Consider the following 13610-nt stretch of genomic DNA (forward strand, 5'->3'; position numbering starts at 1 on the left):
CTGGGCCCGCCCGGAACGCCTTCCCGGGCGGGCCCGTCCAGCCCCCTTCTCCCTTGTTCCCCCTTGGAGGAATGCTCGTGGCCACCGTGCGGCTTGCCCCCGGCGTCGTCCTCGTCACCGTCCCCAGGCGGGGCCTCGCCGTCCGCACGCCCGACGGGAGGTTCCTGCGGGTGAACACGGGCACGGCGGACGAGAAGGAGCTCCTCTCCCACCTCACCGACGGTGGTCCTGGCAACCCCCAACTCCTTGCCCTGACACGGGCCTTCGAGGAGGCGGGCTACGCCACCCGCACACCGGCACCCGCCCCGCTCGACGGACGCACCGTGGTCGTGCTCGGCGATCCCGAGCTCACAGGGCCGCTCACCCGGTGCGTCCGTGACGCGGGAGCCACCGTGCGCAGCCACTTCCGTATCGAGGACCCCCACCGCACCGCCGTCGTCTGGTGCCTGAACAGGCCCGCCACCGAAGGCATCTGGGAGGAGGCCGACGAGCTGCCCCAACGCGGTACGGCCTGGCTTCGCTGCCACCGGGAGGGCGCCCACGCCTGGCTCGAGCCGCTTGCCTGCGCGCCCGGTGACGTCACCTCCGCGCACGTACGGCTCCGCCGGCTCGCCGCGACCCCCGCGTACCGCGAACTTGCCGCCTACTGGGCCGGCCACGCCACCCCCGACGAGGCCCCCGGCCACTCGCAGGCGTCAGCCGCGCTCACCGCGGCACTGCTCACCGGGGACCTCATCGCCTGGGCGAACGGCGCGTCCCTACCCGTACGGCGTCGGCTGCGCCGCATCGACCTGCGCGACCTCACCGTCACCGAACACCCCGTCCTGCCGGTACCGCGCGTCGCCCCGCTGGACCCCCGCCGATGACCACCACCGTCCCCATCGACGGCCTGGCGACCGACGTCTGCCTTCCCCCGGCGCCGGGCACCCACCCCACCGTGGTCATCCGCACTCCCTACGACCGCCGCCATCACCGTGCCGAGCTGCGCGGCTGGGCCGCCCGGGGCTTCGCCGCCCTCGCCCAGGACGTACGCGGCCGACACGCATCGCAGGGCGACTGGCACCCGTACGGCGCTCACGAACCCAAGGACGGCGAGACGACCCTCCACTGGATCCGCGCCCAGCGCTGGAGCAACGGCCACGTGGTCGCCGCAGGCGCCTCGTACGCCGCGTACTGCGCCCTCGTCACGCCCGGTGCCGACGCGGTGATCGCCGCCGTTCCCGCCCTCGGACTCGCCGAGACGGCCCGCGAAACCACCGGCCCCGAACGCCTCCAGGCCCGCGTCGGCTGGTGGTCCCAGCACGGCGCCCGCCAAACCCGCACCCCGAGGGCGCTGGAACACCTCCCGGTCAGCGAAATCCTGGACCTCCCGGCGTGGCCCGCCCTGTGGCACGCACCCCGCCGCGCCATGCCCGGGGCCCGCGTGCCCCTGCTCTCCGTCGGAGGCAGCCGCGACCCGTTCGCCGAGGACACCATCCGGCTCTGGCGGAACTGGCCCGGCCCCGCCCGGCTGCTGCTCGGCCCCTGGGGCCACCGGCTCACCGCGGAGCCGGCACCCGGGGCACGCCCCGGCCACCGGCTCAACCTCGGTGAGCTCTACGCCGGCTGGGCCCGCGCCGCACTCGCCGGCATCCTCGCGGGCCGGACCGGCGCGGTCGCGCTCGGCGGCAGCGATCACTGGTGTCGCCCCCGACCGGGCCACCCCGCCACGTTCGCCTTCGGCACCCGTCTGCGCCTCCTGAACGGCGCCGACTTCGTCGCCGATCCCCACCAACCGGTTCGCTCCGACGACCTGAACGTCCCCGTCCAGGGCACCCCGGACCGCTGCCTGCTGCTCTCGCCACCCCTGCCGCGTCCCCTCGACATCCTCGGCCCCGCCGAAGCCCGACTGGACGCCGTCGCCGACGCGCCCTGTGCCGACTGGGCCGTACGGCTCGTCGCGCTCGACCCCGCCGGCCGGGCCGAACCGCTCGCCACCGGCATCGTGCGCCGCACGGAACCCGGGCCCTTCACCGTCCCGCTCGGACACCTGGCCCGTCGCCTGCGCGCCGGGACCCGGCTCCGCCTCGAAGTCGCGGGCCACCACTTCCCGGCGCACGCCCGCAACCCGCACACCGGCGAGGACCCGGTGGCGGCCATCCGCCTACTGCCCTCCCGCCGCGCCGTCCGCACGCGCGGCAGCGCCCTCTGCCTCCCCGTTGTCCGGGGCGTCCATCCCCTCGATCCCGCCCAGGAGATCCAGACGTGACCATCGAATCCCTCGTGGACCCCGTCTGCGGGCTGATACGCGGCGTCGAGCCCGTACCGCACCCCACCGGAGCCCCGCCCCGCTACACCGCGATGACCGCCGACGTCTGTGACGCCCGCCGGTTCGGCGCGTGGCCCGCCGACCGGGTCTCGCTCGGCACCACCTTCGGCGACCCGGCCGGCGCGCGGATCGCCGCCATCGCCGAGGCAGTCGAACGGTACTGCGGCAACCGTGTGCCCCAGCAGGGCCACCCCGACGCGCCGCGTCGCGCCACCGCCGCCGAACTCACCGCCGAGGGAAAGCGCCTGTACGGCCCGAGCGACGTCCCGGCCTACGCCCCCTGGCAGTACGCACGCGAGAACTTCCCCTACCGCCCTCTTACCCCCGACACCCCCGCCCTGTGGGCCCGCGGCACCGAGGACGGCGAGGAGTGCTGGGCCCCCGTCGCCCTCACCCATCTCAACTGGCGCCAGGGCGAGCACCGCTTGCTCCCGCGCACCCACCACCTCAACTACGCGGGCATCGCCACCGGACAGGGCCTGGACGACGCCGTCGAACGAGCGCTCCTCGAAATCGTCGAACGCGACGCCCTCGAACTGTGGTGGCACCTCGACGGCCCGACCCGCGGCATCGACCCCGCCAGCGTGCCCGGCCTGCTCGACGACCTCGCCGGCACCACCCTCGACGTGTGGATCGTCGAGATGCCCTCCGAGTTCGCCCCGTGCATGGCCGCACTCGTCCACGATCCCGCCCGCGGCATCCACGCCGCCGGCTTCGCCTGCCGCTACGACCCCGCCGAAGCCGCCCGCAAGGCGGTCCTCGAAGCGGTCCACACCTGGGTCTTCACCCAAGGCACCACCGACGCCGACGGCTGGGTCTTCCAAGCCATCGACGCGGGCATGCTGGCCCGCGGCCTCTACCTCGACCACCGCCCCGACCGGCGCTACCTCGACGCCTGCGGCGAGGACTTCGCAGCCGTACGCGACCTGGGGGCCCACGTCCAGGTGTGGCTCGACCCGCGCATGGCTCCCCACGCCCGCCGCTTCACCGACCCTGCGCTCGGCACCGTCCCCATCACCGACATCAAACCCACCACACGATCCGTCCTCAGCTCCCGCCTTGCCGGCCACCGTGTGATCACCTTCGACCTGACCACCGAGGACATCCTCGAAACGCCCCTCCGCGTCGCCCGCGTCCTCGTGTCCGGCCTCATTCCGAACCAGCCCGCGGCCTTCGCCTACCTAGGCTGCCCGCGCTTCGCAGAGCAGGCGCTGTCACGACAGTGGCGCACCAGCGCGCCCACCACCGCTGCCGACTTCACCCTCGCGCCACCGCCCCACATGTGATGACGTCCCTCCACGCCGCCCTCGCCCGCGCCCGCTCCCCACAGTCGCCCGGCCCTGACATCCCGGCAGGCCACCAGGTCACTCCGTGGCCCGGGGAGCCTCACCCGGTCCCGTCGCACCTGGACCGGCTCCTGCGCCTGTCCCTCGGGGGCAACCGCCTGCGGCCCGCGGCCTCCGCCGGCGCACTGCACCCGGTCAACACCCACCTCCTCCTGGGCCCCGACAACACGGTCCCGCCCGGCCGATACGCGTACGACCCCGTACGGCACCGCCTGCTCGCGCGCGGCACCGTATCCGCCGACGCGCCGCCGGGCGCGATCGCCGTCCTCACCGTCACCGCGCGGCGCACGGTGTCCCACTACGGCCATCGAGCATGGCCGCTGCTGCTCCTGGACACCGGGCACGCGACCGCCGCACTCGCGCTCGCAGGCGCGCCGCAATGGTGCCCGGACGCGGACATCACCCTCCTCGCCGCAGCGGTGGGCCTCCCGCCCGACTGGCACGGAGCCGAGCCGGAACACCCGCTCGCGGCCGTACGACTCACACCCGGGCCGGCCGACGCCCTCGACCACTGGGCGGCCTACGCCCCCGGCGCCCCGCCCCTCCCGACATCCCACACCCCGCCGCCCGTCCTCCAGGAGGCGTGGCGCATCCTCAGTTCCCTGCCTGGCACGACGACTTGGTGTCCCACGGCGGCTCCCGGACTGCCCGACACCGCCCTGACGTCCCGCCGCAGCGCGCAGCCGCCCTTCCCGGGCGTTCCCGAGAGGACCCTGCTGGAACAGGTCCTGACAACCGCCCGCCGCACAGCCCCGGTCCCGTGGCGCCTGCTGACCGCCCGCCACCCCGGTACAGCGGCCGCCCTCGCAGACGAGGCCGCCCCCGCGGACCTGGCCGCCCGGGCCGCAGGCCAGTCACTGCTCGGGCACGTCGGTGCCCTGCTTGTCGCGCACGGCTGCCCCGACGACGTACCGCCTGCCCAGGTGCGCCAGGACCACGTGCTCGCGGGCCACGGTGTCGGCCTCGCCCAAGCGGTCGCCACCCATCTCGGTCTGGCCTCGCGCCCCATCGGCTCCTGGCAGCACGGCCCCTGCGGCCCGCCCCACATCATCCACGCCCTCGCGCTGGGCGTCCGCACACAGCACACAGAAGGGACCGACCGGCCATGATGTTCCACCCGGAACTGCTGCGCGCCGCACGGATCGCGCGACGCCCCCTCCTCGGGGCCACCGCTCTGCTCGGCGCCGTGGCCGTCACCCACCTCGCCCAGGCGGTGCTCATCGCTCTGGCCCTGGCCCGCATCGCGCGCGGTGAGATCTCCGGCCTGCCCGCCCTGCTGGCCGCGGTCCTCACCGCCGTCACCGTCCGCGCCGTACTGGGTCACCGCCAGCGCGTCCTCGCCGTCCGCGCCGGGGCACGCGTACGGATCGGCCTGCGCGACGAGCTCCTCGAACGCCTCGCCGCCCTCGGGCCCCTGCGCGGCACGGACCACCGCGCAGGAGCCGTACGCGCCACACTGGTCGACGGTGTCGAGGGTGTCGACGCGTACGTCTCCCGCTACCTCCCACAACTTCTGGTCACCTGCGTGCTGCCGCTCCCGCTCCTCGCCGCCGTCGCAGCGGTCGAACCGTATGCACTGCTCGCCCTCACTCCGGCGCTTCTCCTGGCGCTCTTCGTCCCGCGCTGGTGGGACAAGCTGCTCGCCCGCCGCGGTCAAGAGCACTGGGGCTCGTACGAGGCGCTGTCCGCGGACTACCTCGAGGCGCTCCAGGGCATGCCGGCGCTCCGGGCCGCCGGCGCGGTCACCCGCACCCGAGCGCGCCTGGAGGAGCGTTCGGCGGCCCTGCACCGTGCCACCGTCGCCAAGCTGCGGGTCTCACTCGTCGACACCGGCATCACGGACCTGGCCGTCCAGGGCGGCACGGTCGCCGCCGCGCTCGTCGCATGCGCCTCTGCCGCATCCGGCCGGACCGCCGCCACCGGCACCTACCTCGTCCTCATGCTGGCCTCCGAGTGCTTCCGCCCGATCCGGGACCTGTCGCGCGAGTGGCACGCGGGCTACCTCGGCCTCTCGGCCGCCGACGGCATCACCAAGCTCCGCACAGCGCAACCCGCCGTACGCGACGAAGGCACTGAGCCGACTCCGCACCAACCGCCCGAGATCCGCTTCGACGATGTGCACTTCACCTACCCGGGCGCCGCACGTCCCGCACTGCGCGGGATCACGTTCACCGCCGACTCGGGCCGCACCACAGCCATCGTCGGTCCTTCCGGCGCCGGCAAGTCGACGCTCCTCGCGCTCCTTTTGCGCCAGTGGGACCCGGACGGCGGGAACATCACCCTCGACGGCACGGACCACACCGCCCTCACTCTCGCCTCTCTTCGACGCGGCATCGCGGTCGTCTCCCAGGAGACCTACCTCTTCCACGCCTCCGTCGCCGACAACCTCCGTCTGGCCCGCCCCGACGCGACCGACGAGGAGCTGTACGCCGCCGCCGGCGCCGCCGGCATACACGACGAGATCACGCGGCTGCCCGACGGCTACGACACGCAGGTCGGCGAGCGCGGTGCGACGCTCTCGGGCGGTCAGCGCCAACGCCTGGCGCTCGCCCGGGCCCTGCTCGCGAACGCGCCGGTCCTGGTTCTGGACGAGGCCACGAGTGCGGTGGACGAGCACCGCGAGTCGCGCATCGGCCGCGAGCTGCTCCGTGCGGCGCGCGGCCGCACCTGCCTGATCGTCGCCCACCGCCTCGCGTCCGTACGGGACGCCGACCGGATCGTCGTCCTGGACGGCGGTCGCATCGACGGGGTCGGGACGCACATGAGCCTCCTGGCGCAAGACGGGCTGTATGCGCGGCTGGTGGCCGCGGGACGCGTTCAGGAGGCGGCATGACCACCACGGTGACCAGGACCGAGCGCGGTGCCCTGCGGGCCCTGCTGCCGGTGCTGGCGGCGCACAAGGCCATGACGGCACGGACTTTCGGTGCGGCGCTCCTCGATCAGGCGGCACTCGTCGCGCTGGTGACTCTTGCCGCGCACACCGTCGGTACCGCAGTCATGGAGCACTCCGTCCCGGCACCGGCCACCGTCATCGCTCTCATCGCACTGGTTCTGCTGCGTTCGCTCGCCACCTGGCGGGAGATGGACCTGTCGCACGACCTGGCGTACCGGGTGCTGGCCGAGCTGCGGGTACGGGTCTTCGACGGGCTGGCCCGCAGCGCGCCCGCGCGCATAGCCGGCCGGCGCAGCGGCGACCTCGCGGCGGCGGCACAGGCCGACGTGGAGGCGCTGGAGTTCTTCTACGCGCACGCCGTCGCCCAGATCCTCGCCTCCGGCACCGTCTTCGCGGCCGGCACGGCAGTGCTGGCCGTGGTCGAGACCTGGCTGCTGGCCCCGATCGTCCCCGCGGCCGGGTTGCTGGTCCTCGCGCCGCTGCTGGACGGCCGGGCGCGGGCGACGCGCGGTGCCCGCACGCGCCAGGCAGCCGCCGAGCTGTCCGCAGAGGCGGTCGAGACCGTGGACGGGCTACGCGAACTACTCGCCTTCGGCGCGCTGGAGCAGCGGCGCGCCGGTCTGCGCAAGCAGGGTGAGCGGCTGGGGAAGGCACAGAGCTCGGAGCACGCGTGGGAGGCGGGCGCGGCGGCGGTGCGCGACCTGCTCGTGGTGGCGGCAGTCGTCGGGGTGGTCGGTACGGCCGCGCACTCGCTCAGCGGGGCATGGGCACCGGCAGCCATGGCACTGGCGCTCGGCGTCCTCGCCCCGGTCGCCGACTCCGCCGCCGCGCTCGGCCAGGCGGCCGGGCTGCGTGCGGCGGCCTCCCGCGTCGGCGCGGCGATCCGCGCCCGGGCGGGGGCGCCCACGCCCGCCTCGCCCCGCCCGGCGCCGGCCGGACCCCTGGGCGTCCGGATGCGGGGGGTTCGCTTCGACTACGGAGGGGCGCCCGTGCTTGACGGCCTCGACCTGACGGTCCACTCCGGTGAGACCCTCGCACTGGTGGGGGCGTCCGGCACCGGCAAGTCCACCTGCGCGCATCTGCTGGCGCGCTTCTGGGATCCGATGCAGGGTTCCGTCGAGTTGGTCGGGGTCTGTGGCTCGCCCGTCGACATACGGGAGCTGGCGGAGGAGGAACTGCGCCGTACCATCTCGGTCGTCGGTCAGGACACGCCGCTCTTCCACGGCACGCTCGCCGACAACCTCCGCCTGGCCCGCCCGGACGCGACCGAGGACGAGCTGCACGCGGCCGCCCGCGTCTGCGGCGTCGACCGGATCGCCAAGGCCCTGCCCGACGGGTACGACACGCAGGTCGGCGAGCGCGGCGCGACGTTCTCCGGCGGGCAGCGCTCCCGCATTGCCCTGGCACGGGCGCTGCTGACGAACCCGCGGGTCCTCGTCCTGGACGAAACGACGGCCCACCTGGATACGGCGGGGGACGCGGAGCTGTCCGCGGCGCTCGCGGCCGCGTCCCGGGGGCGTACGACGGTGGTGATCGCTCACCGGCCGACGACCGTGCAGCGAGCGGATCGGATAGCGGTCCTGGAGAACGGCCGGATCGCGGAGACCGGCACATGGGACGAACTCTCCCGTGCGGGCGGGGCGTTTTCCCGAGTGCTCACCCGGTGAGCAGGGGAAGGCCACCCGACGGCTGACGGGTCCGCGAAGCGGTGCGCGGCGTCCTCGCCGCCCGCCGGGGCGATGATGGCGAACCGGGATGTCACGACGTGAGGGCGGCAGTACGCCCGGGGCTGCTCCCGGTACGTCGCGCGCTCCAACTGATGCTCGGGCAGCTTGGGTGACCGGGCGGCTGCCGGGCCGGGCGGCGCCGTGGCTGCGTTCACCGCCCGGCCCGGGGTCTTCAGGCCCCCGCTACAAGCTCGGGGTGCTCGTGCTCGCAGCTGTCGTCGATGCCGTAGGAGTCCCAGGAGGGGAACGGATCGACGGGCGGCAGGCTCTCGCCGTCGGCCATGAGGCAGTCGGTCAGTGCCGCGTGCAGTGCGTCCGCGTGCAGGTGCGTGCCGATGAAGACCAGTTCCTGGCCGCCGGGGCTGTCGGTGTCGCGGGCGGCGGAGGGCTCGAAGCGCGCGACGGAGCCGGCCTGTGACCACAGGCCCGTCACCTGCGGGCGGTTGGCCAGGGTGAAGAACCCCTTGGAGCGCAGGATCTGCCCGTACGCGCCGCTGTCGAGCTCCTGGGTCACGAACGTCCACAGCCGGTCGGGGTGGAACGGCAGCTCGGAGCGGAAGACGGTCGAGGAGATCCCGTACTCCTCCGTCTCGGGGACATGGTCGCCGTTGAGCTCCATCACCCAGCCGGGGGCCTGTTGGGCGCGTTCCAGGTCGAACAGCCTGGTGCCCAGTACGTCGCCGGCCTTCACGCGGCCGTGAACGGCCGGGACGACGCGCGCGACCGGGTTGAGGCGGGTGAGTGTCGCCCGCAGCCGGTCCGCCGACTCCTGGTCGACTAGGTCGAGCTTGTTGAGCACGATGACGTCGGCGAACTCCACCTGGTCCATCAGCAGGTCGCTGACGGTGCGTTCGTCGTCCTCGTACTGGTCCAGGCCGCGCTCGACGAGCTCGTTGCCGCTGGTCAGCTCGGGCAGGAAGTTGGCGGCGTCGACGACCGTGACCATGGTGTCCAGGCGGGCGATCTCGCCGAGGGTGGCGCCGTCGTCGCGGGCGAAGGCGAAGGTCGCGGCCACCGGCATGGGTTCGGAGATGCCGGACGACTCGATGAGCAGGTAGTCGAAGCGGCCCTCGCGGGCCAGCCGGTCGACTTCCTCGAGCAGGTCGTCGCGCAGGGTGCAACAGATGCAGCCGTTGGTCATCTCGACCAGGCGTTCCTCGGTGCGCGACAGGGCGGCCTCGCCGCCGCGCACCAGGGCGGCGTCGATGTTGACCTCGCTCATGTCGTTGACGATGACCGCGACGCGCAGTCCCTCGCGGTTGCCGAGGATGTGGTTGAGGAGGGTGGTCTTGCCCGCACCGAGGAATCCGGACAGGACGGTGACGGGCAGTCGCTCGTAAGGCATGAACGGTCAGTCCTCGGGCCGCAGCAGCCCGCGCTCGTACGCCTTCACCAGTCGCTGGGGCACCAGGTACGGGACGCCGTCGACGGTGATCGGCACGAGCGTCGGCGTGGCCGCCTTCCACTGGGCGCGGCGGTGACGGGTGTTGCTGCGGGACATCTTCCGCTTGGGAACGGCCATGGGGTCCTCCTAGGTCGGTGAACATGCAGAAGCTACATGAAAACGAATCCCATTACTACTTGGTGTTGGGGTGCCGAACTCCTCGACCAGGCCGTCCACCACATCGAGCACCCGCGCCTCGGGCTCAGCGACGCCACGGACGCGGACGGCGCGGAGGATGCCACGCTCGGCGTGACTCGCTGATCAAGGGCATGGTCAGCGGTCCGGGCGGAAGACCTGGACAGCGGCACGCGGATGCCAAGCCGAAAGCGCCGGGGCGGCCTGACGGTGAAGTTCCCCCGAGGTCCCGCATGCGCTGGCGGGGCGCACGGCAGTCACCGAGTTCCCCGGTGTGGCCAGCAGCCGGGTCACACGATTGAGAGCGCCTACAGCCTTCCGCCGAGGACGCGTGCAAGTGTTGCCGCGCGCTCCGCCATACCCAGCTTCCACGGCGTCCCGTCTCCCTCGGCGATCTCCCGCCACAGTGCCGCCGTGGCCTCGCCGAACGCGGTGAGGGCCTCCGGCTCGGCGGCCCGCCAAGAGGGAAATCGACCGGCGAAGGCGATGGCCTCCTCCACCGGGTGACCGGCCTCCATGAGCCGCAGCGCCAGACACCCGGGTCGATCCACGCCGCACCTCGCGTCGGCCATGCCCAGTCGACGAGCCGGGCCCGCTCGCCGACGATCAGGACGTTGTCCGGGGCGAAGTCGGTGTGTAGCAGTGCGTCGCCGCTGAAGTACTGCAACGTTCCCGGTGGAGCGTACTCCGCCCACCGGCCCACGGCGTCCTTGATCTCGATGTCGGCCGGGGCCGTGATCCCTTGCAGTTCGGTGAGCGCGGCTTCGACGAGCGGCAGATCCGGCGAGCCGGGTGTGTAGTCGGCATGGCGGCCGTCGACCACCTCGTAGCCGAGGAGACTCCAGCCGTCGAGCTCCAGGTGCCAGTACAGGCGCGGGCAGGACGCCAACAGGTGCGGGGCGACCGCCGCCTCACGACGCTGCGCACCGACCTGCGGGTGGTCGGCCGGGATGCCCTTCACGAAGACGCTGCCGCTCTCGGTCTCCAGGACGGAGGCGATGCCGGAGTTCATGCCGCCCTGCACGTTCTCCGCCTGGTGCACGGCGCCGGTCTTGTCGGCGACGGCCTGTCGGACGTCGGCGGGAAGCTGCTCGAAGGGGATACGGGACATGGACACGCGCGGTTCCTCGGGTGCTCGGGGACAGGGAGTGCCGCCCCGGCCGGGGTCGGTCGCCGTCCCCAAGGGCACTGCGGGCGCCGAGAACACCGACTGGTGCTCCGTGTATGACAAGTTCCCACCCCCGTGTCTCCGCGTCGGCCACGACGACGGCCAGTGGCGGACACAGAGGGGCATCGTCCTCGGGTGCAGGAAGCGTCGCCATACCGCAAACCCTCACAAGACGCGCACAGAGGCGCTCCGATCGAAAAATGACCAAAAGTCGCCTTCGCGCGGTGGGACTACCTGTGATGCCCAGGACCAGGAGGTGGGGAGGAGAGGGGAGCTGCCGTCGCCACCTCACGGTGCGACGGCGGAAGGGGAGACTGTGTGCCCGCATCGGCGGGCAGGCCGGCCATGCGCCGCAGCCGCCACACCAGCACGTCGCTGACCGAGTCCGCGGTCTGAAGCTCTCGTCGGCCAGCGGCCTCGGCCAGGAGCGCGGCCGGGTCGTGCCCGGCGGCCTCGGCGTCGGAGAGGGTGGCCGCCAGGGCATACCAGCCCGGCTCGGCCAGGACCCGCTCCACGAGCTCCGGCACCGCCTGACGCAGATGGGCAGCCTGCTTCTGGCGCAGGAGGTGGGACACACGTCGGCCCCGCTGGTACAGCACAGCCAACGGGGTGTCGGCCGCGGCCCGGTAGGCGGCGCGCAGGTGCGCGGCGGCCTTGAGGGAGGCGGCGGCCTGCTGGGCGTGCTCGTTCTTGGCGTGCCAGTGGGCGGCGGCGGTGACCAGGAAGAACGCCATGTCGATCAGCATCGCCGTGGTGGCGCCGTCTTCTGCGCGGCCGAGGGCGGGTCCACTGTGGACGAGGTCGCGGGCAGCCTGGCGCAGGGCACGGTCGTGCCCGCGCTCGGCCTTCACGTGGGAGCGGGTGGCCCGCTCGAACGCGAAGGCCGCCTCGCGTAGCTCAGTGCGGGTGTGGGCGGCGGAGGTTTTGGCGAGCGCGTCCAGGACCTCCCCGGCCGCCGCGATGTGCGCGGCCACTTGGGCATCCTCACCGTGGTCGATGACGAGCACCGCCTGCCACGCGGCCGTGGCCGCCCGGCGCCGCGTCGTCGCGGGGCCACTCGGCGCTGCGTCCGCAGGTGTGTTGCGGTTCCGGGGCGGGGCGTTGCAGGAGAAGCGCTCGCGGATACGGGGAAAGGACAGGTCGGGAGCGAGCGTGGAGCCCGCGTAGAAGACCGGCTCTTGATCACCGTTACGGTCGTCGGGGAGGGCGACCTTGTATCCGAGCGGGTCGCCGGAGGGCGCGACGCGCTGCCGGATCAGTACGCCGGCGGCGGCCAGGCGGTCGAAGAACTCCTTCTCGCTGGTGGCACCGGCTGCCGCGCGACGTACGGTTTCGCGCAGCTCCTCGCGTGCAGGGCGCTCGCGCCCCTGCCGTTCGGCCTTGTGGCGTTCGGCGCTGGTGGAACGCTTTGCTGCGGTGCCATCCCCTGGTGCGACCTGGCGCAGGCCGAGTTCCTTTTCAATGAGGCGGCACTCGGCCTGGGCACGCTTGCCGGAGCGGTGGTGGTCAGGGCGTCGGCCGTCCTCCCGGATGAGGGTGGCGATGATGTGGATGTGGTCATCGGCGTGGCGGACGGCGGCCCAGCGGCAGCCGGCGCCGTCGCCGGGGTCGATGCCGGTGGCGGCGACCATGCGGCGAGCGATGTCGCCCCACTGCTCGTCGCTGAGGAGCGGATCTTCGGGGGCGGCACGCACGGAGCAGTGCCAGACGTGCTGTTCGGGACGCCGGCCGGGGTCGAGGAGGGACAGGGGCTGGTCGAGGAGGTGCCGGAGGTCCTTCTTCGTCACCGAAGGATCGCGGCCGGGATCGGGGGCCATGCCGTCGAAGGACGCGACCAGGTGCGGGTCGATGTGCTCCTCGTGGGTGCCCTTGCCGTACAGGTAGTGCAGGAGTCCGAGGGTGCGGCTGCCCTGCTTGTGGATCCGGGGGATCAAGCCGCCTCGTCCTCCTGTCGGTTGGTGATCCTGTCGGCCGCCCGCTGGACGGCCTGCGCGGCACGTTGTAGGTCGGCGAGCGCGGCGGCGAAGTGCGGTGCGTCCACGCCGGAGTTGAGGGCCTTGACGGCTTGGTTGACGTTGCTGCCGGCCCAGCCGAGCTGGCGGCGTACGCCGAACAGCGCGGTCAGGACGTCCCGCTCGGTGGCGATGGCCGCCGCGGTGCGCGACTGGTCGCGGGCGGCCGCCAGACCGGAGTAGGCCAGGAACCCGGCCACGCTCATGCCGACGTGCTCGGCGCCGGACCGGATGATGGCGAGCTCGTGCTCGTTGAGGCGGACGCTGTGGGCGGGGCGCTGCTTCTTGTCGCGCGGACGTGACTTCCCCTTCTTGGCCTTGCCCTTCGGGACGGCCTTGCCTGGTTGCGGTCCGCCCTCGGTCGCAGCCTCCCCGTCCGGCGACCCCTGGTGCCGGACGGGCCCCGCCACCCCCGGGGCGAGGTCGGGTTCGGGTGCTCCCCCTGCGGGGGAGTGTCCGAACCTCCAACTTGCTCCGCCTGGGGCTGGGATGGTGGTCGCCCGACGCGTGTCGTCGGGCGTGTGGTGTCGTGGTCGGTGCATCGGTGCCTTCTGGGTGGGTGCTCTGTGGCGATGAC

Annotated in this window: 11 protein-coding genes; 6 read left to right on the forward strand and 5 right to left on the reverse strand. The window is 73.3% G+C overall.

Annotation, left to right across the window (positions count from 1 at the left end):
* The first annotated feature begins 77 nt into the window (after positions 1-77).
* From AB0I73_RS06575 to AB0I73_RS06600, 6 genes are read left to right on the forward strand one after another with little or no spacing between them, the layout of a single operon-like run.
* Positions 78-866, forward strand: a complete 789-nt coding sequence (locus AB0I73_RS06575) for a hypothetical protein (RefSeq protein ID WP_363034402.1) — start codon at positions 78-80, stop codon at positions 864-866.
* On the forward strand, positions 863-2248 hold the full coding sequence (locus tag AB0I73_RS06580) for a CocE/NonD family hydrolase (protein ID WP_363034404.1): 1386 nt from the start codon (positions 863-865) through the stop codon (positions 2246-2248). Before AB0I73_RS06575 ends, AB0I73_RS06580 begins: the two co-directional genes overlap by 4 nt.
* On the forward strand, positions 2245-3594 hold the full coding sequence (locus tag AB0I73_RS06585) for a YcaO-like family protein (RefSeq protein WP_363034406.1): 1350 nt from the start codon (positions 2245-2247) through the stop codon (positions 3592-3594). The genes AB0I73_RS06580 and AB0I73_RS06585 overlap by 4 nt, the downstream gene beginning before the upstream one ends.
* Positions 3594-4763: a hypothetical protein gene (locus tag AB0I73_RS06590; RefSeq protein ID WP_363034408.1), complete on the forward strand. Its 1170-nt coding sequence runs from the start codon at positions 3594-3596 to the stop codon at positions 4761-4763. Before AB0I73_RS06585 ends, AB0I73_RS06590 begins: the two co-directional genes overlap by 1 nt.
* Positions 4760-6487 (forward strand): ABC transporter ATP-binding protein, encoded by a 1728-nt coding sequence (locus tag AB0I73_RS06595; RefSeq protein ID WP_363034410.1) that lies wholly within the window; start codon positions 4760-4762, stop codon positions 6485-6487. Before AB0I73_RS06590 ends, AB0I73_RS06595 begins: the two co-directional genes overlap by 4 nt.
* Positions 6484-8214 (forward strand): ABC transporter ATP-binding protein, encoded by a 1731-nt coding sequence (locus tag AB0I73_RS06600; protein WP_363034412.1) that lies wholly within the window; start codon positions 6484-6486, stop codon positions 8212-8214. Before AB0I73_RS06595 ends, AB0I73_RS06600 begins: the two co-directional genes overlap by 4 nt.
* A gap of 232 nt (positions 8215-8446) precedes the next feature.
* Here the strand turns inward: AB0I73_RS06600 and AB0I73_RS06605 are convergent, their stop codons facing one another.
* The 5 genes from AB0I73_RS06605 to AB0I73_RS06625 all read right to left on the reverse strand — a co-directional run bounded on the left by AB0I73_RS06605 (position 8447) and on the right by AB0I73_RS06625 (position 13443).
* Positions 8447-9619 carry a GTP-binding protein gene (locus AB0I73_RS06605; RefSeq protein ID WP_363034414.1) on the reverse strand — a complete coding sequence of 391 codons (1173 nt, stop codon included), beginning with the start codon at positions 9617-9619 and terminating at the stop codon, positions 8447-8449.
* A 6-nt stretch (positions 9620-9625) separates the two neighbouring features.
* Positions 9626-9796 carry a 50S ribosomal protein L32 gene (rpmF, locus tag AB0I73_RS06610; protein WP_261708872.1) on the reverse strand — a complete coding sequence of 57 codons (171 nt, stop codon included), beginning with the start codon at positions 9794-9796 and terminating at the stop codon, positions 9626-9628.
* Positions 9797-10161: 365 nt separating this feature from the next.
* On the reverse strand, positions 10162-10404 hold the full coding sequence (locus tag AB0I73_RS06615; protein ID WP_363034417.1) for a hypothetical protein: 243 nt from the start codon (positions 10402-10404) through the stop codon (positions 10162-10164).
* Positions 10405-11251: 847 nt separating this feature from the next.
* Positions 11252-12955 carry a relaxase/mobilization nuclease domain-containing protein gene (locus tag AB0I73_RS06620; RefSeq protein WP_363034419.1) on the reverse strand — a complete coding sequence of 568 codons (1704 nt, stop codon included), beginning with the start codon at positions 12953-12955 and terminating at the stop codon, positions 11252-11254.
* On the reverse strand, positions 12952-13443 hold the full coding sequence (locus AB0I73_RS06625; RefSeq protein ID WP_363034421.1) for a mobilization protein: 492 nt from the start codon (positions 13441-13443) through the stop codon (positions 12952-12954). Before AB0I73_RS06625 ends, AB0I73_RS06620 begins: the two co-directional genes overlap by 4 nt.
* Between the last annotated feature and the right edge of the window lie 167 nt (positions 13444-13610).

The sequence above is a fragment of the Streptomyces sp. NPDC050388 genome, assembly GCF_040655635.1.
Classification (GTDB): Bacteria; Actinomycetota; Actinomycetes; order Streptomycetales; family Streptomycetaceae; genus Streptomyces.

Excerpts from the sequence above, each read along its gene's own strand:
- AB0I73_RS06580 (WP_363034404.1), top strand. The coding sequence starts at position 863 with ATGACCACCACCGTCCCCATCGACGGCCTGGCGACCGACGTCTGCCTT.
- AB0I73_RS06590 (WP_363034408.1), top strand. The coding sequence starts at position 3,594 with ATGACGTCCCTCCACGCCGCCCTCGCCCGCGCCCGCTCCCCACAGTCG.
- AB0I73_RS06595 (WP_363034410.1), top strand. The coding sequence starts at position 4,760 with ATGATGTTCCACCCGGAACTGCTGCGCGCCGCACGGATCGCGCGACGC.
- AB0I73_RS06600 (WP_363034412.1), top strand. The coding sequence starts at position 6,484 with ATGACCACCACGGTGACCAGGACCGAGCGCGGTGCCCTGCGGGCCCTG.
- AB0I73_RS06605 (WP_363034414.1), bottom strand. The coding sequence starts at position 9,619 with ATGCCTTACGAGCGACTGCCCGTCACCGTCCTGTCCGGATTCCTCGGT.
- rpmF (WP_261708872.1), bottom strand. The coding sequence starts at position 9,796 with ATGGCCGTTCCCAAGCGGAAGATGTCCCGCAGCAACACCCGTCACCGC.